This is a genomic window from Micromonospora sp. I033, from assembly GCF_053890995.1.
In genome coordinates, this window is sequence record NZ_JBSSLX010000089.1 from 1 (window position 1) to 21293 (window position 21293).

Consider the following 21293-nt stretch of genomic DNA (forward strand, 5'->3'; position numbering starts at 1 on the left):
GGGCGGATGCGCGCCCTGGCCTACCCGGAGCTGGTCGGTGACCCGGAGCCCGGCGACCGGGTGCTGCTCAACGCCGGCGCCCTGCTGATGGGGCTCGGCACCGGCGGCTACGCGCTGGTCGTCGCCCTGCCCGACCGGCTCCCCGCCGACCCGCCCCAGGCCGCCGACACCCGCGACGCCGGACACCTGGTCAAGGCCCGCTACACGCCGTTGCAGCCGATCCTGCTCGGCGTGGACGAGGAGGCCTCCCCGCACCACGCGCGGCTGGCCGCCGCCGAGTCCGTCGACGGGATGCCGGTGGTCACCGCCGACCTGCACTCCGCGCTGCCGGCGATCCTGGCCGGCGTGCACGCCGACGCCCCGGACGCCCGGGTGGCGTACCTGCTCACCGACGGCGGGGCGCTGCCGGCCTGGTTCTCCCGCACCCTCGCCGGGCTGGCCGACCACCTCGCCGGCACGGTCAGCGTGGGCCAGGCCTTCGGCGGCGACCTGGAGGCCAGCACCCTGCACAGCGGCCTGCTCGCCGCGCGGCACGTGCTCGGCGCCGACGTGGCGATCGTCGCCCAGGGCCCCGGCAACCTCGGCACCGGCACCCGCTGGGGCTTCTCCGGGGTGGCCGTCGGCGAGGCGGTCAACGCGGTCGCCACGCTGGGCGGGCGGCCGGTCGGCTCGCTGCGCCTGTCCGACGCCGACCCGCGCCCCCGGCACCGCGGCGTCTCCCACCACAGCCTCACCGCGTACGGCCGGGTCGCCCTGGCCCCCGCGGAGCTCGTCGTGCCGGACGGCCTCGACCCGGCCCTCGCGGCCGAGGTCGCCGCGGCGCTGGCCCCGCTCGCGGCGCGGCACCGGATCGTCACCGTGCCCACCGATGGCCTGGACGCGGCGCTGCGGGCCAGCCCGGTCGGCCTGTCGACGATGGGCCGCGGGCTCGACGGCGACCACGCCTACTTCCTGGCCGCGGCCGCCGCCGGCCGGCACGCCGCCCGGCTGCTCGGCTGAGGGGTCAGCGCGCCCCGTAGCCGTGCGCGACGATGTGCGCGGCCGCCCGGGTGTAACCCGCCGGGTCGGCCGGCGCCAGCGTGCCCAGGCCGTCGACGTAGCGGTTGTACATGCAGAACGCGGCGGCGATCAGCACCGTGTCGTGGATCTCCAGGTCGGTGGCGCCCTCGGCGCGGGCCGCCTCGACCAGCTCGGTGGTGACCTCCCGGCCGCCGCGCTGCACCGCCCCGGCGATCCGCAGCAGCGCCCGTAGCTTCGCCTCGACCGGCGCCGCGTCCAGGTCCCGGCGGACCTGTTCCACCAGCGGCATCCCGTCCGGCAGCTGGGCGGCGGCGAACGCCGAGTGCGACGCGCAGCAGAACGTGCAGGCGTTCAGCCCCGACACGTACGCGGCGACGAGTTCCCGCTCCCCCGCGGTCAGCGTGGGATGCGGGGCGTGCAGCAGCGTGTCGGCGAGGTCGAGCAGTGGCTTGGCGGTCTCCGGCCGGTAGCGGGCCAGCCCGTTGATGCCGGGGTGGGCCTGCTCGTCCAGACCGAGGTCGATGTGTGCGATGACGTCACCCTCCCGTGCCCGCGCCGGCGCGGGCCGGCGGGTCGAATACGGTCGATGTGACAACCTTCCCGGGCGGGCGGGGCGGAGCGCAACTCCCCCGCCGCGGGTTCCCGGCGGTCAGCCGGCCAGGAAGATCAACGCCAGCCAGGCGCCCACGATCAGCACCAGCGCCGCGGCCAGCACCCAGGTCGGCACGGTGTATTCGCCGCGGCGGTTGCGCTCGACCTCGGCGCGGATCTTCTCCCGGCGCCGGTCGATCCAGTTGAGCTTCTCGGTCCCGCTGTCGCGGCCGGGGCGCGTCTCGCCGCCGGGGCGGCCGGAAGGTTCGGAAGTGTCCATCGCGACGCCAGCGTACCCGTGGGCCGGCGGCCGGTGCCCGCCGCACCGGCCGCCGGCCCCGGGTCACATGCTCGCGATGAGTCGCTCCACCCGCTCGTCGTACGCCCGGAACGGGTCCTTGCACAGCACCGTGCGCTGCGCCTGGTCGTTCAGCTTCAGGTGCACCCAGTCCACCGTGAAGTCCCGCCGCTTCTCCTGGGCGTGCCGGATGAACTCCCCGCGCAGCCGCGCCCGGGTGGTCTGCGGCGGGGTCTCCTTCGCCTCGAAGATCTCCGGGTCGGTGGCCACCCGGTCCACCTCGCCGCGCCGCTCCAGCAGCCCGTACAGGCCCCGGCCGCGCCGCAGGTCGTGGTAGGCCAGGTCCATCTGCGCCACCCGCGGATGCGACAGCGGCAGGTCGTGCTTGCGCTGGTAGCGCTCGATGAGCCGCAGCTTCGTCACCCAGTCGATCTCCCGGGCCACCGGGTCCAGGTCACCGGTCTCCACGGCCCGCAGCACCCGACCCCACAGCTCGACGACCCGCTTGGCGGTCTGGTCACCGCCCCGGCGCTCGACGAACTCGGTCGCCTTGGCGAGGTATTCCTGCTGGATCTCCAGCGCGGAGACCTCCTTGCCGGAGGCCAGCCGCACCTTGCGCCGGCCGGTGATGTCGTGCGACACCTCGCGGATCGCCCGGATCGGGTTCTCCAGCGTCAGGTCGCGCATCACCACCCCGGCCTCGATCATCCGCAGCACGATGTCGGCCGTGCCGACCTTGAGCAGCGTGGTGACCTCGTTCATGTTCGAGTCGCCGACGATCACGTGCAGCCGCCGGTAGCGCTCGGCGTCCGCGTGCGGCTCGTCCCGGGTGTTGATGATCGGCCGGCTGCGGGTGGTCGCCGAGGAGACGCCCTCCCAGATGTGCTCGGCCCGCTGCGACAGGCAGTAGACCGCGCCGCGCGGCGTCTGCAGCACCTTGCCCGCGCCGCAGATCAGCTGCCGGGTGACCAGGAACGGGATCAGCACGTCGGCCAGCCGGCCGAACTCGCCGTGCCGGGACACCAGGTAGTTCTCGTGGCAGCCGTACGAGTTGCCGGCCGAGTCGGTGTTGTTCTTGAACAGGTAGATCTCGCCCGCGATGCCCTCGTCGTGCAGCCGCTTCTCCGCGTCGACGAGCAGCCCTTCCAGGATCCGCTCCCCCGCCCGGTCGTGGGCCACCAGGTCGGTCACCGAGTCGCACTCCGGCGTCGCGTACTCCGGGTGCGAGCCCACGTCCAGGTAGAGGCGGGCTCCGTTGCGCAGGAACACGTTGCTCGACCGGCCCCACGACACCACCCGCCGGAACAGGTACCGCGCGACCTCGTCGGGGGAAAGCCGGCGCTGCCCGCGATAGGTGCAGGTGACGCCGTACTCGGTCTCGAGGCCGAAGATTCGCCGCTCCATGATGTGACATTAGCCGCCCGGGGCCCCAGATGGGCAGCGCTCAACCCAGCGGTCTCATCCGCACCGGGCCGGGCATTCCCCGCGTTCGCACATCCCACCGCCGGGTACGGTCCCAGCCGTGAGAATCCTCGTCACCGGCGGCGCCGGCTTCATCGGCTCGGCGTACGTCCGGCGGCTGCTCACCGGCGCCGAGCCGGACCTCGCCGCCGGCACCGTCACCGTGCTCGACGCGTACACCTACGCCGCCACCGAGGCCGCCCTCGACCCGGTCCGCGCCGACCCGAGGCTGCGGATCGTCCGCGGCGACATCCGCGACACCGCCCTGGTCGACGCCACGGTCGCCGGCCACGACGCCGTCGTGCACTTCGCCGCCGAGTCGCACGTGGACCGCTCCATCGCCGCCGCCGCCGACTTCGTCACCACCAACGTGGTCGGCACCCAGAACCTGCTCGACGCGGCCCTGCGCCACGGCGTGCGCCGCTTCGTCCAGGTCTCCACCGACGAGGTGTACGGCTCCATCGCCACCGGCGCCTGGACCGAGCAGGCCCCGCTCGACCCCAGCTCGCCGTACTCGGCCAGCAAGGCCGCCGGCGACCTGCTCGCGCTGGCCTACCACCGCACGCACGGCCTGGACGTCGTGGTCACCCGCGGCGCCAACACCTACGGGCCGTACCAGTACCCCGAGAAGATCATCCCGCTCTTCGTCACCAACCTGCTCGACGGGCACGACGTGCCCCTCTACGGCGACGGCGGCAACGTCCGGGACTGGCTGCACGTCGACGACCACTGCCACGGCGTCGCGCTCGCCCAGACCCGCGGCCGGGCCGGCGGGATCTACCACCTCGGCGGCGGCGCCGAGCTCACCAACCGGGAGCTCACCGGCCGGCTGCTCGCCGCCTGCGGCGCCGGCTGGGAGCGGGTCCGACCGGTCGCCGACCGCAAGGGCCACGACCGCCGGTACGCCCTCGACACCACCACCACCCGCCGCGAACTGGGCTGGACGCCCACGGTCGACCTCGACGCCGGGCTGGCCGCCACCATCGCCTGGTACCGGGACAACCGCGACTGGTGGACGCCGCTGAAGCCGCACCGCTGAGAGCCCCACGCCGGGGCGGTGGCCCGCAGGTGATCGACTCCAGGTCGGCGAGGTGGTGGCTTCCGGCCCCGGCGATACCGCCACCTCGGCGAGCCGGAGTGGATCACGACTCGGCACCAGACGAGTCGCCCGGCCGGCGTCACTCGCCGGGCTGCTCCTCCTGCGGCTGGCCCTCCAGGTCGGCCGAACCCGCCGACGTGGTCGGCTTCTTCGCCTCCTCGGTCGGCACCGTCGGGGTCTTCGCCCGACCCGGCGCCGGCGCGGCGTCCGCGCCCGCCTCCCCGTCCAGCAGCGCCGTCAGCGCCGCCCCGGTGATCCGCCGGAACGTCCGCCCCACCCGGCGACGGTCCAGGACCGCCACCTCCAGCTGGTTCGCCGCGATCGTGCGGGCCGCCCCGCCCTCGCCGCCGACGCTGCTCAGCGCCTTCACCGCGGCTTGGACCGCCTCCGACAGCGACATCTCCGGCCGGTGCTCGTTCTTCAGCACCCCGGTGATCGCCTCGGCCTGGCCGCCCATCGCCATCCGGCCCGGCTCGTCGTTGACCGACCCGTCGTAGGTCAGCCGGTAGAGCGAGTCGTCGTCCGGCGTGGCGCCCACCTCGGCCACGCAGATCTCCACCTCGAACGGCTTCGACTGCTCGGTGAAGATCGCACCCAGTGTCTGCGCGAACGCGTTCGCCAGGCCCAGCCCGGTCACGTCCCGCCGGTCGTAGCTCAGGCCGTTGAGGTCGGCCATCCGCACCCCGGCCCGGCGCAGGTTCTCGAACTCGTTGTACCGGCCCACCGCGGCGAAGCCGATCCGGTCGTAGATCTCACTGACCTTGTGCAGCGTGCTGGACAGGTTCTCCGCGACGAAGAGCACCCCGTCGGAGTAGCTCAGGACCACCGCGCTGCGGCCCCGGGCGATGCCCTTGCGGGCCAGCTCGGAGCGGTCGCGCATGATCTGCTCGGGCGAGGCGTAGAACTGCATGGCCACGGCGGCGGTTCTCCTTCGGGCGCTGTGCTGCGGACTGCTGACTCAGGTGAGGTGGGAGCGGGGTCAGCCGCCCGGATTCTCCATCCGGCCGGACACCACGCCCTCCGCGATCGCCGCCGTCTCGGCGTCGGTGAGCCGGTGGGTGCCCTCGGCCGTCGCGGTCATCACCACCGGGTAGATCCGGCGGGTCAGGTCGGGGCCACCGGTCGCGGTGTCGTCGTCGGCGGCGTCGTAGAGCGCCTCCACGGCCAGTCGCGTGGCGTCGTCGATCGACAGGCCCGTCCGGAACCGCTTCTTCAGCGCGGACTTGGCGAACAGCGAGCCGGAGCCGATCGCGTCGTAGCCGGTCTCCTCGTAGGGGCCGCCGGTCACGTCGAAGCTGAAGATCCGCCCGGCCCGGGCCGGGTCGGCGGCCGCCAGGTCGAAGCCGGCGAACAGCGGGATCACCGCGAGGCCCTGCATGGCGGCGCCCAGGTTGCCCCGGATCATCGAGGCCAGCCGGTTGGCCTTGCCGTCGAGGGACAGCATCGCGCCCTCGATCTTCTCGTAGTGCTCCAGCTCCACCTGGAACAGTCGCATCAGCTCGATGCCGATGCCCGCGGTGCCCGCGATGCCGACCAGCGAGTACGCGTCGGCCGGGTGCACCTTCTCGATGTCCCGCTGGGCGATCAGGTTGCCCATCGTGGCGCGCCGGTCGCCGGCCATCACCACGCCACCGCTGGCCGAGATGGCCACGATGGTCGTCGCGTGCGGCGCCATGTCGGCGGCCATGCCGGGCGGCAGCGGCCGACGGCCGGGCAGCATCTCGGGAGCCACCTTGCTCAGGAACGTTGTGAAGGAGGACGTCCCCGCGTTGGTGAACACATCTGGAAGACGCCCGGATGGATCAAAACCCGCTGCCACGTGGTTCCTCTCAGGTACGTGATCGCCCTGGCCAGCCTCGCGGGACTGTCACGGAACTGGCCAAGACCACCGTTGCAGTTGAAGCAGAGTATCCCGCGCACCCATCCGGTGCGATGATCGTGGTCCACATGTTCCGGATCGAGGTCGCCGGGGACCGCGCCGGCGCGGCGCCGCCCGGCGAGGGGCTTCCGCTCCCCGTATCCGCACCCGCGACGGCACCGCCAGGAAGCGGGCCGCCGCGCCGGTCCTACCGTAGAACGCCGGGCTGTCCGGTCGTGCCGGCTCGCGAGGGAGGCCCTCCCCGGGCCGCGTCGCCGGAGGAACCGGCGCCTTCGCAATGCACGAAACGGACATTACGGTCATTCTCCGCCTTTCTGCACGTATCCCCTCACGAACTCCTCTGCGTTCTCCTCCAGGACGGAGTCGATCTCGTCGAGCAGGTCGTCGACGTCCTCGGTGATCTCGGCGTGCCGCTCGGCAACCTCGGGGTTGGCCTGCGCGGTGACCTCCTCGACCTCCTCGTGGGACTTGCCGGACTGGGTCTGGCCGCCTTCTTGGGTCGCCATGGTGTGCCTCCTCCACGTTCCCTGCGATCAACTTACCTCGCGCCGACGACGAAAGGCCCGTCGCGCGCCGGGTTCCGGCACGGGACGGGCCTTCCGGCATCCGGCTCAGCCGCCGGTCAGCATCTCCAGCAGGTCCTTGGCGCTCTCGCAGCGGTCGAAGAGCGACCCGACGTGCTTGCGGGTGCCCCGCTCGGGCTCCATCATCGGCACCCGGACCAGCGACTCGCGGCCCACGTCGAAGATGACCGAGTCCCAGCTCGCGGCCACCACCTCCGAGGCGTACTGGGCGAGGCAGCGACCGCGGAAGTAGGCCCGGGTGTCCTCCGGCGGCTCGGTCATCGCCGAGCGGGTCTGCTCGTCGGTCAGCAGGGTCTTCATCGAGCCCCGCTGCACCAGCCGGTGGTAGAGGCCCTTCTCCGGCCGCACGTCCGAGTATTGGAGGTCGACCAGCTGGAGCTTGTGCGAGCCCCAGCCGAGCTTCTCCCGCTCCCGGTAGCCCTCCAGAAGCCGCAGCTTGGCCACCCAGTCCAGCTCGTCGGCGCAGAGGAAGGCGTCCCGGCCGAGCCGGTCCAGCACGCTCTCCCAGCGGTCGAGGACGTCGGCGGTCTGCGCGTCCACGTCGCTGCCGTAGCGGTCGTCCACGAAGGACCGGACCCGCTCCAGGTAGGCCCACTGCACGTCCAGGGCGGTCAGCTTGCGGCCGTCGCGCAGCCGCATGAGGTGCTTGAGCCCCGGGTCGTGGCTCACCGCGCGCAGCTCACTGACCGGGTCGGCGATGCCCAGGTCGGGGCCGAGCGCCTTCTCCTCGATCATGGCGAGGATCAGCGCCGTGGTGCCGACCTTCAGGTACGTGGAGATCTCGGAGAGGTTGGCGTCACCGATGATGACGTGCAGCCGGCGGTACTTGTCGGCGTCCGCGTGCGGCTCGTCCCGGGTGTTGATGATGGGCCGCTTGAGGGTGGTCTCCAGCCCCACCTCGACCTCGAAGAAGTCGGCGCGCTGGGAGATCTGGAAGCCGCTCTGGCCGCCGTCCTGGCCGATGCCGACCCGGCCGGCGCCGCAGACGATCTGCCGGGTGACGAAGAACGGCGTCAGGTACGCCACGATGTCGGCGAACGGGGTCTGCCGCCGCATCAGGTAGTTCTCGTGGGCGCCGTAGCTGGCGCCCTTGTTGTCGGTGTTGTTCTTGTAGAGGTGGATCGGGTGGGTGCCCGGGATGGTGGCGGCCCGCCTCGACGCCTCGGCCATCACCCGCTCCCCGGCCTTGTCCCAGCGCACCACGTCGAGGGGGTTGGTCACCTCGGGCGTGGAGTATTCCGGGTGCGCGTGGTCGACGTAGAGCCGGGCGCCGTTGGTGAGTATGACGTTGGCCAGCCCGAGATCCTCGTCGGCGAGCGCCTCCGCCGGGTCGTAGGCCGCCCCGGAGTAGGTGAACCCGCGGGCGTCGCGCAGTGGCGACTCCTCCTCGTAGTCCCAGCGGGCCCGGCCGCCCCGGTTGAGTTCCGGTCGTGCCCCGTAGGCGTTGACCACCTGGGAGGAGGTGACCATCGGGTTGGCTCCGGCCTGGCCGGGCACGGAGATCCCGTACTCGACCTCGGTGCCCATGATCCGTCTAACGCTCATCGACCTGCCCGCTCCGCTCGCCCGTCCCGGTCCCCCGTCACGTCGAGCGTAGTCGCCGTCACGCGGGAAGGGGGCGCGGCGGCCCGGGGCGTGACGGTGTGGCGGGGCACGGCTCCGCCGGGCGGGGACGCGCGGAGGCCCGCGGCGCGCTGCGCCGCGGGCCTCCGTCGTGCCGTCGGACTACAGGTACTGGCCGGTGTTGCTGGCGGTCTCGATGGACCGGCCGGCCTCGGCGCCCTTGCCGCCGGAGACGAGCGTGCGGATGTAGACGATCCGCTCGCCCTTCTTGCCGGAGATGCGGGCCCAGTCGTCGGGGTTGGTGGTGTTGGGCAGGTCCTCGTTCTCGCGGAACTCGTCGACGCAGGCGTCGAGGAGGTGCTGGAGCCGGAGCCCCTTGCGGCCGGAGGTGAGGAACTCCTTGATGGCCATCTTCTTGCCCCGGTCGACGATGTTCTGGATCATCGCGCCGGAGTTGAAGTCCTTGAAGTAGAGGACTTCCTTGTCGCCGTTGGCGTAGGTGACCTCGAGGAAGCGGTTCTCCTCGGTCTCCGAGTACATCCGGAGCACGACCGCGTCGATCATGGCCGCCACGGTGGCCTGCGGGTCGCCGCCGTGCTCGGCCAGGTCGTCCGCGTGCAGCGGCAGGCCGGAGAGGATGTACTTCGAGAAGATGTCCTTGGCCGCCTCGGCGTCCGGCCGCTCGATCTTGATCTTCACGTCGAGCCGGCCGGGGCGCAGGATCGCCGGGTCGATCATGTCTTCCCGGTTGGAGGCGCCGATGACGATGACGTTCTCCAGGCCCTCCACGCCGTCGATCTCGCTGAGCAGCTGCGGGACGATGGTGTTCTCCACGTCGGAGGAGACGCCGGAGCCGCGGGTGCGGAAGACCGAGTCCATCTCGTCGAAGAACACGATCACCGGGGTGCCCTCGCCGGCCTTCTCCCGCGCCCGCTGGAAGATCAGCCGGATGTGCCGCTCGGTCTCACCGACGTACTTGTTGAGCAGCTCCGGGCCCTTGATGTTGAGGAAGAAGCTGGTGTGCTTCTCCTCGCCCCGCCGCTCGGCGATCTTCTTGGCCAGCGAGTTGGCCACCGCCTTGGCGATCAGCGTCTTGCCGCAGCCGGGCGGGCCGTAGAGCAGGATGCCCTTCGGCGGCCGGAGCTGGTGCTCGCGGAACAGGTCGGCGTGCAGGAAGGGCAGCTCGACCGCGTCGCGGATCTGCTCGATCTGGGAGTGCAGGCCGCCGATGTCGGTGTAGTCGACGTCGGGCACCTCCTCCAGGACGAGCTCCTCGACCTCGCTCTTCGGGATCCGCTCGTACGCGTACGCCGAGCGGGGCTCGATCATGAGCGAGTCGCCGGCCCGGATCGGCGCGCCGATCAGGGTCTCCGCGAGGTGCACGATCCGCTCCTCGTCGGAGTGGGAGACCACCAGGGCCCGGTCACCCGCGGCGCCGTCGGGACCCGCGAGGATCTCCTTGAGCATCACGACCTCGCCGACCCGCTCGTAGCCGAACGCGTCGACGATGTTGAGCGCGTCGTTGAGCAGGACCTCCTGGCCGCGGCGCAGCTCGTCGACCTCCAGCGAGGGCGAGACGGCCACCCGGAGCTTGCGCCCGCCGGTGAACACGTCCACCGTGCCGTCGTCGTGCTTCGCCAGGAAGACGCCGTAGCCGCTCGGCGGCTGGGCGAGGCGGTCGATCTCCTCCTTGAGCGTCACGATCTGCGCGCGAGCCTCCTTGAGGGTGCTCACGAGCCGCTCGTTGTTCTCGGTCAGCCGCGCCAACTGGGCCTGGGTGGCCGCCAGCCGCTCCTCGAGCTGCCGGACGTGTCGGGGGCTTTCGGTCAACTTGCGCCGCACCAGGGCGAGTTCCTCTTGAAGGAACGCGACCTGCGTGGAGAGATCGTGGGCCTCCTTCTCCCACCGTGCGGCGCGCGAGTCCGCGTCGTCGCTGCGTGCCACGTCCCACCTCCCCGAGGGGCTTCAACGTTCTGAGCTAACACTAGCCGCTATGAGCCCGATTCGGTCCTCCGCAACGCGCTCGTCACCGAAGCTTGATCGCCAAGGGCTGGTCGACGGGCGGGTACGGGCGTTCGGGTACCGTCGGAGCGTGGGACGGGAGAACATGGGGGGTGCTTCGTGACCGACGTCGCGACGGACCAGCTGCAGGTCTGGGTGGATCAGGACCTGTGCACGGGTGACGGGCTGTGCGTGCAGTACGCGCCGGAGGTCTTCGAGTTCGACGTCGACGGCCTCGCGTACGTCAAGGGGCCCGACGGCGAGCTGCGGCTGACCCCGGGCGCCCGGGTGGACGTGTCGGAGCACCTGCGCCTCGAGGTGATCGACTCGGCGAAGGAGTGCCCGGGCGAGTGCATCCACGTGGTGCGCGCCAGCGACGGCGCCGAGGTGGCCGGCCCGGAGGCCGAGGACTGACCTGACGCACGCCGCGGGCCGGGGACGCGCGTCCCCGGCCCGCGGCGTCTCTACAGCATGGGGCGGCCGACGACCGAGGCGACCAGCCGGGCGAACTCCTCCAGGCGGGCGATCTGCCCGGCGCCGCCGTCGTCGAGGGTCTTGCCGAAGCGCAGCGCGTCGTGCCGGGGCGCGCCGACCACCTCGTCGCTGGGCGGCGCCTCGTCCAGCGAGCTGAGCAGCAGGTAGACGTCGATGCTGTCGACCCGCACCTCGCCGTTGTCGGCGCGGGTGAGCCGTCGGCGGCAGCCGACCTCGGTGACCGTGGAGACCGGCACCACCCGCAGCGAGGAGGTCATCGAGCCGGCCGGCCCCTCCCCCGGCGGGACGTCCTCGCCGTGCCAGAGCACCAGCCGGCTGCCGTCGCAGACGACGACCTCCTGCCACACCCCGTTCACCTCGTTGACGAAGCGTTCCAGGGTGAAGCCGAGCACGGAGGCGCCGCGCAGCACCCCGCCGAGGGCGTCCAGGGCGATGTCGGGGTCGCGCAGGTAGGCCCGGGCGGCCGACTCCAGGTCGGCGTAGGGCGACCAGTCGGGGAAGACGGCGGGCAGGTCGCCGTTGCCGTAGCCGGGGCTGCTCATGCCACCGCCTCCCGGCCCGCGCGCCGCCGCCGGTCCGGACCGCCGGGGCGGGCGCGGCGCCCGCCGCGTGCCCCGATCCGCTCGCTCATGCCACCGTCTCCACCCGCTCGGTGTCGTCCCCGCCGGGACCCATGATCCGCCCGCTCATACCCGTCCGCGCCGCGGGGTCACGCCCGGTCCGGCTCCTCGGCCCCGGCGGCCGTCTGCCGGGCCGCCTCGGCCGCGCGCAGCGCGTCCCGGCGCTGGGCGTACGCCTCGGCGCCCTTGCTGGGCTTGCGCCGCCGCGGCGGGGCGGTGACCCCGGGGGCGAGCTTGCGCGCGGAGACCAGGAAGGCGGTGTGCGCGATCATGCGGTGGTCGGGCCGGACCGCGAGCCCCTCGGCGTGCCAGTCCCGGACCAGCGACTCCCAGGCGCGCGGCTCGGTCCAGCCGCCCCGCTCGCGCAGCGCCTCGACCAGCTCGGAGAGCTGCGGCGTGGTGGCCACGTAGCCGATCAGCACACCGCCGGGGACCAGGGCCCGCTCGACCATGTCGAGCATCTCCCAGGGGGTGAGCATGTCCAGGATGATCCGGTCGAAACCGGTCTCGGTGCACTCGGCGACGTCACCGACGTGCAGCCGCCAGGCGGGGTGCGGGCCGTTGAAGAACGCCTCGACGTTGCGCCGGGCGATCTGGGCGAAGTCGTCGCGCAACTCGAAGGAGTGCAGCTCGCCCTCGGTGCCGACCGCCCGCAGCAGCGAGCAGGAGAGCGCGCCGGAGCCGGCGCCGGCCTCCAGGACCTTGGCGCCCGGGAAGATGTCGCCCATGGCGACGATCTGCGCCGAGTCCTTCGGGTAGATCACCTGGGCGCCGCGCGGCATGGAGAGCACGTAGTCCGACAGCAGCGGCCGCAGGGCCAGGAACGCGGTGCCGCCGCCGGCGGTGGTGACCACACTGCCGTCGGGGAGGCCGATGAGCGTGTCGTGCTTGAGGATCCCCCGGTGGGTGTGGAACTCCTTGCCGGGCTCCAGCGTCACGGTGTGCATCCGGCCCTTCGGGTCGGTGAGCTGGACCCGGTCGCCGGGCCGGAACGGCCCCCGGTGGACAGGAGGCAGCGCCGGGACGGTGGAGGTTTCTGCGGTCACGTGTTCGTCTTCCGTTTGGGTTCCAGGAGCTGGGCGAGATCCGCGAGGTGCAGGACGCCGACCACATCTTCGCCTGCCGTCACGACGTACTGCGCGCCCGGGTGGGTGCGCACGGCCTCCAGCACCCGCTCGCCGTCCGCGCCGACCGGCAGCGCCGGCACGGTGTCCAGGCCGCGGGCCACCGCGTCCACCGCGAGCCACGGCCGCCGTTCCGGGGGTACGGCGGCGGCGCGGGCCGGGTCGACCAGGGCGACCGGGCGGCCGGCGGAGTCGACCACGGTGAGCGCGGCGTCGGGGATGGCTCCCTCGGCGCGGCGGCGCTGCGCCTCGGCGAGCGGGGTGCCGGAGGGCACCGGCAGCAGCGGGCGGGCCAGCCGGGCCAGGTCGACCAGCGGCAGGCGACGGCCGATCCGGGCCATCCGGATGGACTGGCCGGCGCCCCGCCACAGGGTCACCGCGACCAGCAGCATCAGCGGCAGGGCGAGCGGGGCGAGCGCCCGGCGCAGGGTGAGCAGCACCACCAGCGCCAGGGTGGCGACCGCCACGGCCCGGCCGATCCAGCCGGCCACCTCGGTGCCCCGGTGCCGGTCCCGGGTGAGGGCCCAGACCGCGGCGCGCAGCGCCCGGCCCCCGTCCAGCGGCAGCCCGGGCAGGCTGTTGAAGACGGCGACCACGACGTTGCTGACCGCGAGCTGGAAGGCGAGCTGGTGGGCGAGGGTGCCGGCGGGCAGGGCCAGGGTGGCGGCGACCGCCCCGACGCCGAGCACCGCGGAGACGGCCGGGCCGGCGAGGGAGACCAGCAGGTCGACCTTGGGGCTGGGCGCGTCCCGGTCCATCTCGGTGTAGCCGCCGAGCAGCTCCAGGGTGATCCCGCGCACACCGATGCCGTACCGGCGGGCGGTCAGCGCGTGCCCCAGCTCGTGCAGCAGCACCGAGCCGAGCAGGGAGACCACGAAGCCGAGGCCGACCAGGTAGCCGCCGAGGTGGCCGAGGTCGAGCTGGCGGCGGGCCAGCGCCGCGTAGAGCACGGTGACGACCACGGTGAGCAGCAGCATCGACGCGTCGACGCGCAGCGGCACCCCGAAGACCCGGCCGAGGGTCAGCCCGGGCCGGCGCGACGGTCGGGTCCGCTGCTTCACCGGGTCGATGCTACGCGGGGCCGATCATGCCCCGGTGCGGCGACGGCCGCCCTGTCACACCGGTGCCCTAACCTTCCGGGCATGACGGCGGAACCGGTGATCGACACGCAGCCCGACCCGACGGCGGTGGTCCCTCCCACGGTGCGGGCGTCGCTGTCGCCGTCGCGGGCGGCCGACTTCAAGACCTGCCCGCTGCTCTACCGGTTCCGCAGCATCGACCGGCTGCCCGAGCGGCCGACCGTGGAGCAGGTCCGGGGCACGTTGGTGCACGCCGTGCTGGAGCGGCTGTTCGACCTGCCGGCGGCGGCCCGGACCCCGGAGTCGGCCGGCGACCTGGTCGCCCCGCAGTGGGACAGGCTGGTCACCGAGCAGCCGGAGCTGGCGACGCTGTTCGCCGAGGGCGACGCGGCCGCGCTCGACGGGTTCCTCCGCTCGGCGGCGGCGCTGCTGGAGGGCTACTTCACGGTGGAGGACCCGCGCCGGCTGGAGCCGGCCGAGCGGGAGGCGCTGATCTCCGCGGTGGTCGACGACGAGTTGCTCATCCGGGGCTACCTCGACCGGCTCGACGTGGCGCCGGACGGCGCGCTGCGGGTGGTCGACTACAAGACCGGCGGCGCCCCGCGCGAGGCGTTCGAGGCGCGGGCGCTGTTCCAGCTGAAGTTCTACGCCCTGGTGCTGTGGCGCACCCGGGGGGTGGTGCCGCGGGTGCTGCGGCTGCTCTACCTCAAGGACGCCGAGGTGTGCGACTACTCCCCCGACGCCGAGGAGCTGCTGCGCTTCGAGCGCACCGTGGTGGCGCTCTGGCAGGCGATCGAGCAGGCCACCGCGCGGCAGGACTTCCGCCCCCGGCCGAGCCGGCTCTGCGACTGGTGCAGCCACCAGGCGCTCTGCCCGAGCTTCGGCGGCACCCCGCCGCCGTTCCCGGTGGCCGGCCCGGCCGACCCGCTCACCGACGCCCGGTCCCGGCCGGCCGCGCCCGGCGCGGACGAGTGACCCTCCTCCTCGCGGAGGAGGCCGGGTTCGGCATCGGCGACGAGGGCCGGCGCCGGGCGGCGACTAGCGTCGGAGCATGACCAACCGGGTGCGCGCGTGGGCGCGGGACCGCCCGCTGGCCGTGGACGCCGGCACGGCCGTCGCGCTGGCGCTGGTGGACGCGGCGTTCCTGCTGCTCACCCCGCGGGAGCTGCGGCCCGAGCAGCTCTGGGCGGCCCTGGGCTGGAGCGTGCTCTGCGCCGCGCCGGTGGCGATCCGCCGGGTGGCCCCGTGGCCGGCGGTGGGCGCGGCGGTGGCCACGCTGGCCGTGCCGGTGCTGGTCCAGCACGCGCCCACCACCCAGGGCCTGACCTTCGTGGTGCTCACCTACACCATGGCGGCGCACCGGCCGCTGCGCCCGGCCACCCTCGCCGCGCTGCTGCTCTGGGTGCCGGTGGTGCTGGCGAACGTGGTCGCACCGCTGGACAACGTGCTCGACATGGGCCCCGGCGTGCTGGTGCTCAACAACCTGCTCACCGGCTCGGTGGCGTACGCGGTGGGCCGGGCCGTGCAGGCCCGCCGGCAGACCACCCGGATGCTGCGGGAGCGGGCCCGGATCGCCGAGGCCACCCAGCGGTCGCTGACCGAGCAGGCGGTGGCCGACGAGCGGCGCCGGATCGCCCGGGAGCTGCACGACGTGGTGGCCCACCACGTGAGCGTGATGGGCGTGCTGGCCACCGGGGCGCGTCGGGTGCTGCGCCGGGACCCGGACGCGGCGGACGAGGCGATGGCCACGGTCGAGGAGACCGGCCGGGCCACCCTGCGGGAGCTGCGCCGGCTGCTGGACGTGCTGCGCACCGACGCCGAGCCGGCCGCCGAGCTGGCCCCGCAGCCGGGGTTGACCGGCATCGAGGCCCTGGTCGAGCAGGTCCGCGAGGCCGGGCTGCCGGTCACGCTGCGGGTCGACGGCACGCCGGGGCCGATGGAGGACGGGGTGGCGCTGACCGTCTACCGGATCGTGCAGGAGGCGCTGACCAACGCCCTCAAGCACGCCGGCCGGGCCACCGCGCTGGTCCGGCTCACCGTGACCGACGGCTTCCTGGCGGTGGAGGTCACCGACACCGGGCGCGGCCCGGGGCCGGCGGCCGACCGGATCGGGCACGGGCTGGTCGGCATGCGGGAACGGGTCGCCCTCTACGGTGGGTTCCTGCGGACCGGCCCGCGGCCGGGCGGCGGCTTCCGGGTGTACGCGCGGATCCCGCTGGAGTCGGCCGGGGCGGTCCCGGCGTGACCGGCACCGGGCCGAACGAGGGAGACCGATGACCGACAGCAGCGCCCCCCGTCCGGTGCGGATCCTGCTCGCCGACGACCAGCCGTTGCTGCGTACCGGGTTCCGGATGGTGCTGGGCACCGAGGACGACCTGGACATCGTGGCCGAGGCCGGCGACGGGGTGGAGGCGGTGGAGCTGTCCCGGCGGTTGCTGCCGGACGTGGTGCTGATGGACATCCGGATGCCGCGGATGGACGGGGTGGCGGCCACCCGGGCGATCGTGGACGCGCGGCTGCCGGTGCGGGTGCTCATCCTCACCACCTTCGACCTGGACGAGTACGTGGTCGGCGCGCTGCGCGCCGGGGCCAGCGGCTTCCTGGCCAAGGACGTGCCGGCCGAGGACCTGGTCACCGCGATCCGCACGGTGGCCGCCGGGGAGGCGGTGGTGGCGCCGCGGATCCTGCGCCGGCTGCTGGACCGCTTCGCCGACGTGCTGCCCGATCCGGCGGCCACCCCGCCGAAGGCGTTGCACGCGCTGACCGAACGGGAGCGGGAGGTCCTCGTGCAGGTGGCACGGGGGCTGTCCAACGCCGAGATCGCCCGGGAGCTGTCGGTGAGCGAGACCACCGTGAAGACCCACGTCGGGCACGTGCTGACCAAGCTGGGGCTGCGCGACCGCGTGCAGGCGGTGGTGCTGGCGTACGAGACCGGCCTGGTCCGCCCCGGCGGGTGAGGTGGCGCCGGTCACCTACCGTGACCATCGGCGACGCGGCGAGGTTGACCATGACGCGACGTGAGGTTCTAGCGTCGGCGGCGCCGGCCGGTCAGGGATGACCCTGAGTCGCCATCGGGGGTGACCCCAACGGAAATTCCGGCGACGGTTCCGCCCGGGGACGGACGGTTCCGCGCCCGGCTGCGGCGAGGATGGAACCGCCGCACCGACCAGCGGGGGCGGTGCGGATCAGCAGGCTGACGGAAGAGGTAGATGACGTGACCGCGACGGTAGGGCAGCAGGCGCAGGCCGCGGCCCGGGCCAGCGACGTGTGGAAGGTGTACGGCAGCGGCGAGGCGCAGGTCATCGCGCTGCGGGGGGTGAGCGCCGAGTTCGAGCGGGGCCGGTTCACCGCGATCATGGGGCCGTCCGGCTCGGGCAAGTCGACGCTCATGCACTGCCTGGCCGGTCTGGACACGGTGACCCGGGGCACCGTCATGATCGGTGACACCACGGTGACCGGGCTCGGCGACGCCGGCCTGACGAAGCTGCGCCGCGACAAGGTGGGCTTCATCTTCCAGCAGTTCAACCTGCTGCCCACGCTCACCGCGCAGGAGAACATCCTGCTGCCGCTGTCGATCGCCGGCCGCAAGCCCGACCCGGCCTGGTACGACACGGTGATCGACACGGTCGGCCTGCGGGAGCGGCTCGGGCACCGCCCGGCCCAGCTCTCCGGCGGCCAGCAGCAGCGGGTGGCGTGCGCCCGGGCCCTGGTCGCCCGCCCGGAGGTGATCTTCGCCGACGAGCCGACCGGCAACCTGGACTCCCGCTCCGGCGCCGAGGTGCTCAACTTCCTGCGCAACTCGGTGCGCGAGCACGGCCAGACCATCGTCATGGTCACCCACGACCCGACCGCCGCCGCGTACGCCGACCGGGTGGTCTTCCTGGCCGACGGCCAGATCGTCTCCGAGCTGATCGAGCCGACCGCCGACACGGTGCTGGACACCATGAAGAAGCTCGACGCGCCGGCCGAGGTGGGCAGCTGATGTTCCGCGCCACTCTGAAGAGCCTGCTGGCGCGCAAGCTGCGCCTGCTGCTGTCCGGCCTGGCGGTGGTGCTCGGCGTCATGTTCGTCTCCGGCGCGTTCGTGCTCACCGACACCCTCGGCCGTTCCTTCGACGCGGTCTTCTCCGACGCGTTCTCCGACGTCGACGTCAACGTGGCCGCGAAGCCGAAGGTCGCCCTCTCCGAGGTCGAGGGCGAGCAGGTGGCCGCCCCGGTGCCCGCGTCGGTCGTCGACCGGGTCAAGGCGGTGCCCGGCGTGACCGACGTCCGCGGCGTGGTCAACGCCGACGGGGCCCGGCTGATCGGCAGCAACGGCAAGGTGGTCACGTCGTTCGGCCCGCCGCAGCTCGGCGAGAACTGGCTGGGCGAGAGCGACCTGGTGAAGCTGCGCGAGGGCCGCGCGCCGCAGGCCGACGACGAGATCGTGGTCAACGCGGCACTGGCCCAGGCCGCGAAGGTGAAGGTCGGCGACCGGGTCGGCGTGCTGACCCTGGCGCCGAAGAAGGAGTTCACCCTGGTCGGCGTCTTCGGCTACAGCGGGGGCCGGGACTCGATCGGCGGGGTCAACGAGGTCGCCTTCACCACCCCGGTCGCCCAGCAGCTGATGCTCGGCAAGCCGGACGTGTTCTCCAACGTGACCGCACAGGCCGCCGGCGGCACCACGCCGGAATCGCTGCGGGACGAGGTGGCCCGCGCCCTCGGCACGGACTACGAGGTCAAGACCGGCAAGCAGCTCGCGGACGACGCGTCCGCCGGCCTGAAGGAGGGGCTGTCCTTCTTCAACAAGATCCTCCTCGGCTTCGCCGCGGTGGCGCTGCTGGTCGGCACCTTCCTGATCCTCAACACCTTCTCGATCATCGTCGCCCAGCGCACCCGCGAGCTGGCGCTCATGCGGGCCATCGGCGCGAGCGGGCGGCAGATCATCGGCTCGGTGGTGCTGGAGGCCATCGCGGTCGGCCTGATCGCCTCGGTGCTCGGGCTCGCCGCCGGCATCGGGGTCGGCGCGCTGCTGGCGTACCTGTTCGGGAAGCTGGCCGGCGGGCTCACCCTGGCCGGGCTCGGTGTGCCGCCCGCGGCGGTGATCGGCGCCTTCGCGGTGGGTCTGGTGATCACGGTGGTGGCGGCGCTGCTGCCGGCGCTGCGCGCCTCGCGCATCCCGCCGATCGCCGCCATGCAGGATGTCGCCACGCCGGACCGGCCGCTGACAAAGGTGACCGTCGGCGGGTCCGTGGTCACCGCGATCGGCGCGGGCCTGCTCTTCCTCGGGCTCGGCGGCCACGCCGGCGGCAACACCCTCGCCACCATCCTCGGTGGCGTGCTGTTCGCCTTCATCGGCGTGGCGCTGCTGACCCCGCTGATCAGCCGGCCGGTCGTCGCCCTGCTGGGCACGATCTTCGCCTGGTCGGTGCCGGGCAAGCTGGGCCGGCTGAACTCCGGCCGCAACCCCCGCCGCACCGCGATCACGGCCGCCGCGCTGATGGTCGGCATCGCGCTGGTGACCGGGGTGACCGTGATCCTCGACTCGGCCAAGGGCAGCATCAGCGCCCTGGCGGAGGACACCATCAAGGCGGAGCTGGTGATCTCCGGCGCCCAGGCCGGCCCGCGGCCGCCGAGCTTCGACCCGGCGGTGCTGGAGAAGGCCGCCACCATCCCCGGAGTGCGGCTGGTCGACGGCGAGTACGGCGACATGGCCACGCTGAACGGCGAGCGGACCTGGGTGGCCGCGTCCAGCGACGTGGCCGCGCTGCAGCAGATCTTCGGGGCGAAGGCGAGCGCCGGTGACATCAGCCGGCTCGGCCCCGACCAGATGCTGGTCAGCTCGGACACGGCGACGTCCCGCAACCTGTCGGTCGGCTCGACGGTGAACGTGCAGCTGTCCCGGGGCGAGGCCCGCACCTACACGGTCAGCGGCATCTACGAGAGCTCGCAGCTGACCAACCCGGTGGTGCTGCCGCCGCAGGCGGCCGCCGACTTCGCCATCCCGCAGCCCATCCAGGGCTTCGTGCAGCTCGCCCCGGGCACCTCGGTCGACGCGGTGCAGCCGCAGATCGAGCGGCTGCTCGCGGACAGCCCCGAGGTGTCGGTGGCGGACCGGGCCGCGTTCATCAAGCAGCAGACCAGCCAGCTGGACACCCCGCTGCGGATGATCCAGATCCTGCTGGCGCTGGCCATCGTGATCGCGGTGCTGGGCATCATCAACACCCTCGCCCTGTCGGTGCTGGAGCGGACCCGGGAGCTGGGCCTGCTGCGGGCGATCGGCCTGCGCCGGGCGCAGACCATGCGGATGATCACCGTCGAGGCGGTGGTGATCTCGATCTTCGGCGCGCTGCTCGGCGTCGTGGTCGGCACCGGCCTCGGCGCGGCCGTGGTCCGGGCACTCAAGGACGAGGGCATCACCGACCTGGTCCTGCCCTGGGGCCAGATGGTGACCTTCCTGGTCCTGGCCGCGATCATCGGCGTGGTGGCCGCGGTGCTGCCCGCCATCCGCGCCGCGCGGATCAACGTGCTGGGCGCCATCGCCCACGACTGACCCGGCACGCGCGACGGCCCCCGCCACCGGAGTGTGGCGGGGGCCGTTTCGTCCCCGCCGGGTCGGCGCCCGCTGCCAGACTTTCGGCCACGGGGGTGAGGGGTGTGCCGGACGACGCCTACGCGCGGGCGCTGGAGAACGCAGAGCGGTTGCTCGGCCAGCCGCTCACCCTGCCGCTCGGCCCCGGCGAGCCCGCCGTCGGCGCGGACTTCCGGCGCCTGGCCACCCTGCACACCTTCGGTGACGCGTGGCCGCGCGAGGGCCTGGACCTGCGCTCCCGTTGCCTGGTGTCGGTGGCGATCGCCGCGGCGCTGGGCACCCACGAGCCGCTGCGCGGGCAGCTGCGGATCGCGCTGCACTCCGGGGTGAGCCGGGAGGAGATCGTCGAACTCTTCATCCACCTGGCCGCCTACGCCGGCGCCGCGCGCGCCTTCGACAGCTACCAGATCGCCGTGGCGGTGTTCGGCGAAGCCCGCTGACCGGTCAGGCGGCGCGTTCGCCGAGCAGCGCCGCGAGCAGCTCCAGGTCCGCCGCGGTCAGGCTCTCCAGCTGGTGTACGCCGTCCGTCGGCGGCAGCGGCACCTCGGCGGGTACGGCGAGCACGGCGGCCCCGGCCGCGAGGGCGCTGGCCACCCCGGTCGGCGAGTCCTCGATCGCCACACACCGCTCGATCGGCACGCCCAGCAGCCCGGCCGCGGTCAGGTACGGCTCCGGATGCGGCTTGGCCGCCTCCACCTCGTCGCCGCAGACCACCGCGTCGAAGCTGTTCCGGCCCAGGGTGTCGAGGGCGACCTCGACCAGCGGCCGGGTGCTGGAGGTGACCAGGGCGGTGGGGATGCCCGCGGCGCGGACCGCGCGCAGCAGGGCCAGCGCACCCGGCCGCCAGCGCAACCCGTCGCGGAACAGCTCCAGGATCCGGGCGTTGATCCAGTCGGCGCTGGCCTGCGG

22 protein-coding genes are annotated in these 21293 nt (G+C 73.3%); 9 read left to right on the forward strand and 13 right to left on the reverse strand.

The window, feature by feature from the left end:
- The first annotated feature begins 6 nt into the window (after positions 1-6).
- Complete coding sequence (locus tag ACW0Q9_RS16540; RefSeq protein WP_456182260.1) at positions 7-999, forward strand: DUF3866 family protein; 993 nt, start codon at positions 7-9, stop codon at positions 997-999.
- A gap of 4 nt (positions 1000-1003) precedes the next feature.
- On the opposite strand, the gene ACW0Q9_RS16545 is transcribed toward ACW0Q9_RS16540, so the two are convergent.
- The 3 genes from ACW0Q9_RS16545 to pafA all read right to left on the reverse strand — a co-directional run bounded on the left by ACW0Q9_RS16545 (position 1004) and on the right by pafA (position 3313).
- Complete coding sequence (locus ACW0Q9_RS16545; protein WP_456182262.1) at positions 1004-1552, reverse strand: carboxymuconolactone decarboxylase family protein; 549 nt, start codon at positions 1550-1552, stop codon at positions 1004-1006.
- Positions 1553-1669: 117 nt separating this feature from the next.
- The gene (locus ACW0Q9_RS16550; protein ID WP_456182226.1) at positions 1670-1891 is read right to left on the reverse strand and encodes a hypothetical protein; all 222 of its coding nucleotides are present in this window, start codon (positions 1889-1891) and stop codon (positions 1670-1672) included.
- 63 nt (positions 1892-1954) lie between these two features.
- Positions 1955-3313, reverse strand: coding sequence for a Pup--protein ligase (gene pafA / locus ACW0Q9_RS16555; protein ID WP_091265859.1), 1359 nt, complete (start codon positions 3311-3313; stop codon positions 1955-1957).
- A gap of 118 nt (positions 3314-3431) precedes the next feature.
- Between pafA and rfbB the strand changes: the two genes are divergently transcribed.
- The gene (gene rfbB / locus ACW0Q9_RS16560) at positions 3432-4409 is read left to right on the forward strand and encodes a dTDP-glucose 4,6-dehydratase (RefSeq protein WP_456182228.1); all 978 of its coding nucleotides are present in this window, start codon (positions 3432-3434) and stop codon (positions 4407-4409) included.
- A 139-nt stretch (positions 4410-4548) separates the two neighbouring features.
- Here the strand turns inward: rfbB and prcA are convergent, their stop codons facing one another.
- The 6 genes from prcA to arc all read right to left on the reverse strand — a co-directional run bounded on the left by prcA (position 4549) and on the right by arc (position 10439).
- Positions 4549-5385: a proteasome subunit alpha gene (prcA, locus tag ACW0Q9_RS16565; RefSeq protein ID WP_456182230.1), complete on the reverse strand. Its 837-nt coding sequence runs from the start codon at positions 5383-5385 to the stop codon at positions 4549-4551.
- A gap of 63 nt (positions 5386-5448) precedes the next feature.
- Complete coding sequence (gene prcB / locus ACW0Q9_RS16570) at positions 5449-6288, reverse strand: proteasome subunit beta (RefSeq protein ID WP_456182232.1); 840 nt, start codon at positions 6286-6288, stop codon at positions 5449-5451.
- Positions 6207-6416, reverse strand: coding sequence for an endonuclease VII domain-containing protein (locus ACW0Q9_RS16575; protein WP_456182234.1), 210 nt, complete (start codon positions 6414-6416; stop codon positions 6207-6209). Before ACW0Q9_RS16575 ends, prcB begins: the two co-directional genes overlap by 82 nt.
- 231 nt (positions 6417-6647) lie before the next feature.
- A complete protein-coding gene (locus ACW0Q9_RS16580) occupies positions 6648-6854 on the reverse strand; it encodes a ubiquitin-like protein Pup (protein ID WP_046562769.1) in 207 nt (68 codons plus the stop codon).
- Between the two features lie 105 nt (positions 6855-6959).
- Complete coding sequence (gene dop, locus ACW0Q9_RS16585; protein ID WP_456182236.1) at positions 6960-8477, reverse strand: depupylase/deamidase Dop; 1518 nt, start codon at positions 8475-8477, stop codon at positions 6960-6962.
- Between the two features lie 180 nt (positions 8478-8657).
- On the reverse strand, positions 8658-10439 hold the full coding sequence (gene arc, locus ACW0Q9_RS16590) for a proteasome ATPase (protein WP_456182238.1): 1782 nt from the start codon (positions 10437-10439) through the stop codon (positions 8658-8660).
- A 177-nt stretch (positions 10440-10616) separates the two neighbouring features.
- Between arc and ACW0Q9_RS16595 the strand changes: the two genes are divergently transcribed.
- A complete protein-coding gene (locus tag ACW0Q9_RS16595; RefSeq protein ID WP_456182240.1) occupies positions 10617-10910 on the forward strand; it encodes a ferredoxin in 294 nt (97 codons plus the stop codon).
- A gap of 50 nt (positions 10911-10960) precedes the next feature.
- Here the strand turns inward: ACW0Q9_RS16595 and ACW0Q9_RS16600 are convergent, their stop codons facing one another.
- From ACW0Q9_RS16600 to ACW0Q9_RS16610, 3 genes are all read right to left on the reverse strand, one after another.
- Complete coding sequence (locus ACW0Q9_RS16600; protein WP_456182242.1) at positions 10961-11533, reverse strand: hypothetical protein; 573 nt, start codon at positions 11531-11533, stop codon at positions 10961-10963.
- A gap of 167 nt (positions 11534-11700) precedes the next feature.
- Positions 11701-12657, reverse strand: coding sequence for a tRNA (adenine-N1)-methyltransferase (locus ACW0Q9_RS16605; RefSeq protein ID WP_456182244.1), 957 nt, complete (start codon positions 12655-12657; stop codon positions 11701-11703).
- Complete coding sequence (locus ACW0Q9_RS16610) at positions 12654-13805, reverse strand: site-2 protease family protein (protein ID WP_456182264.1); 1152 nt, start codon at positions 13803-13805, stop codon at positions 12654-12656. The genes ACW0Q9_RS16605 and ACW0Q9_RS16610 overlap by 4 nt, the downstream gene beginning before the upstream one ends.
- Positions 13806-13877: 72 nt before the next feature.
- Here ACW0Q9_RS16610 and ACW0Q9_RS16615 point away from each other — a divergent pair, with 72 nt between their 5' ends.
- From ACW0Q9_RS16615 to ACW0Q9_RS16640, 6 genes are all read left to right on the forward strand, one after another.
- Positions 13878-14789: a RecB family exonuclease gene (locus ACW0Q9_RS16615; protein ID WP_456182246.1), complete on the forward strand. Its 912-nt coding sequence runs from the start codon at positions 13878-13880 to the stop codon at positions 14787-14789.
- Between the two features lie 76 nt (positions 14790-14865).
- Positions 14866-16059: a sensor histidine kinase gene (locus ACW0Q9_RS16620; protein ID WP_456182248.1), complete on the forward strand. Its 1194-nt coding sequence runs from the start codon at positions 14866-14868 to the stop codon at positions 16057-16059.
- 28 nt (positions 16060-16087) lie between these two features.
- Positions 16088-16771 carry a response regulator gene (locus ACW0Q9_RS16625; RefSeq protein WP_456182250.1) on the forward strand — a complete coding sequence of 228 codons (684 nt, stop codon included), beginning with the start codon at positions 16088-16090 and terminating at the stop codon, positions 16769-16771.
- 257 nt (positions 16772-17028) lie between these two features.
- Positions 17029-17796 carry an ABC transporter ATP-binding protein gene (locus ACW0Q9_RS16630; protein WP_456182252.1) on the forward strand — a complete coding sequence of 256 codons (768 nt, stop codon included), beginning with the start codon at positions 17029-17031 and terminating at the stop codon, positions 17794-17796.
- On the forward strand, positions 17796-20345 hold the full coding sequence (locus ACW0Q9_RS16635) for an ABC transporter permease (RefSeq protein ID WP_456182254.1): 2550 nt from the start codon (positions 17796-17798) through the stop codon (positions 20343-20345). Before ACW0Q9_RS16630 ends, ACW0Q9_RS16635 begins: the two co-directional genes overlap by 1 nt.
- Positions 20346-20449: 104 nt before the next feature.
- Positions 20450-20824, forward strand: coding sequence for a carboxymuconolactone decarboxylase family protein (locus tag ACW0Q9_RS16640; RefSeq protein ID WP_456182256.1), 375 nt, complete (start codon positions 20450-20452; stop codon positions 20822-20824).
- Between the two features lie 4 nt (positions 20825-20828).
- Here the strand turns inward: ACW0Q9_RS16640 and ACW0Q9_RS16645 are convergent.
- Positions 20829-21293 (reverse strand): HAD family hydrolase (locus ACW0Q9_RS16645; protein ID WP_456182258.1); only part of this gene is annotated, 465 nt, incomplete at its 5' end.

Coding starts and splice junctions, on each gene's coding strand:
- ACW0Q9_RS16540 (WP_456182260.1), top strand. CDS start 7: ATGCGCGCCCTGGCCTACCCGGAGCTGGTCGGTGACCCGGAGCCCGGC.
- ACW0Q9_RS16615 (WP_456182246.1), top strand. CDS start 13,878: ATGACGGCGGAACCGGTGATCGACACGCAGCCCGACCCGACGGCGGTG.
- ACW0Q9_RS16600 (WP_456182242.1), bottom strand. CDS start 11,533: ATGAGCAGCCCCGGCTACGGCAACGGCGACCTGCCCGCCGTCTTCCCC.
- ACW0Q9_RS16625 (WP_456182250.1), top strand. CDS start 16,088: ATGACCGACAGCAGCGCCCCCCGTCCGGTGCGGATCCTGCTCGCCGAC.
- ACW0Q9_RS16635 (WP_456182254.1), top strand. CDS start 17,796: ATGTTCCGCGCCACTCTGAAGAGCCTGCTGGCGCGCAAGCTGCGCCTG.
- dop (WP_456182236.1), bottom strand. CDS start 8,477: ATGAGCGTTAGACGGATCATGGGCACCGAGGTCGAGTACGGGATCTCC.
- ACW0Q9_RS16550 (WP_456182226.1), bottom strand. CDS start 1,891: ATGGACACTTCCGAACCTTCCGGCCGCCCCGGCGGCGAGACGCGCCCC.
- ACW0Q9_RS16620 (WP_456182248.1), top strand. CDS start 14,866: ATGACCAACCGGGTGCGCGCGTGGGCGCGGGACCGCCCGCTGGCCGTG.
- ACW0Q9_RS16580 (WP_046562769.1), bottom strand. CDS start 6,854: ATGGCGACCCAAGAAGGCGGCCAGACCCAGTCCGGCAAGTCCCACGAG.
- pafA (WP_091265859.1), bottom strand. CDS start 3,313: ATGGAGCGGCGAATCTTCGGCCTCGAGACCGAGTACGGCGTCACCTGC.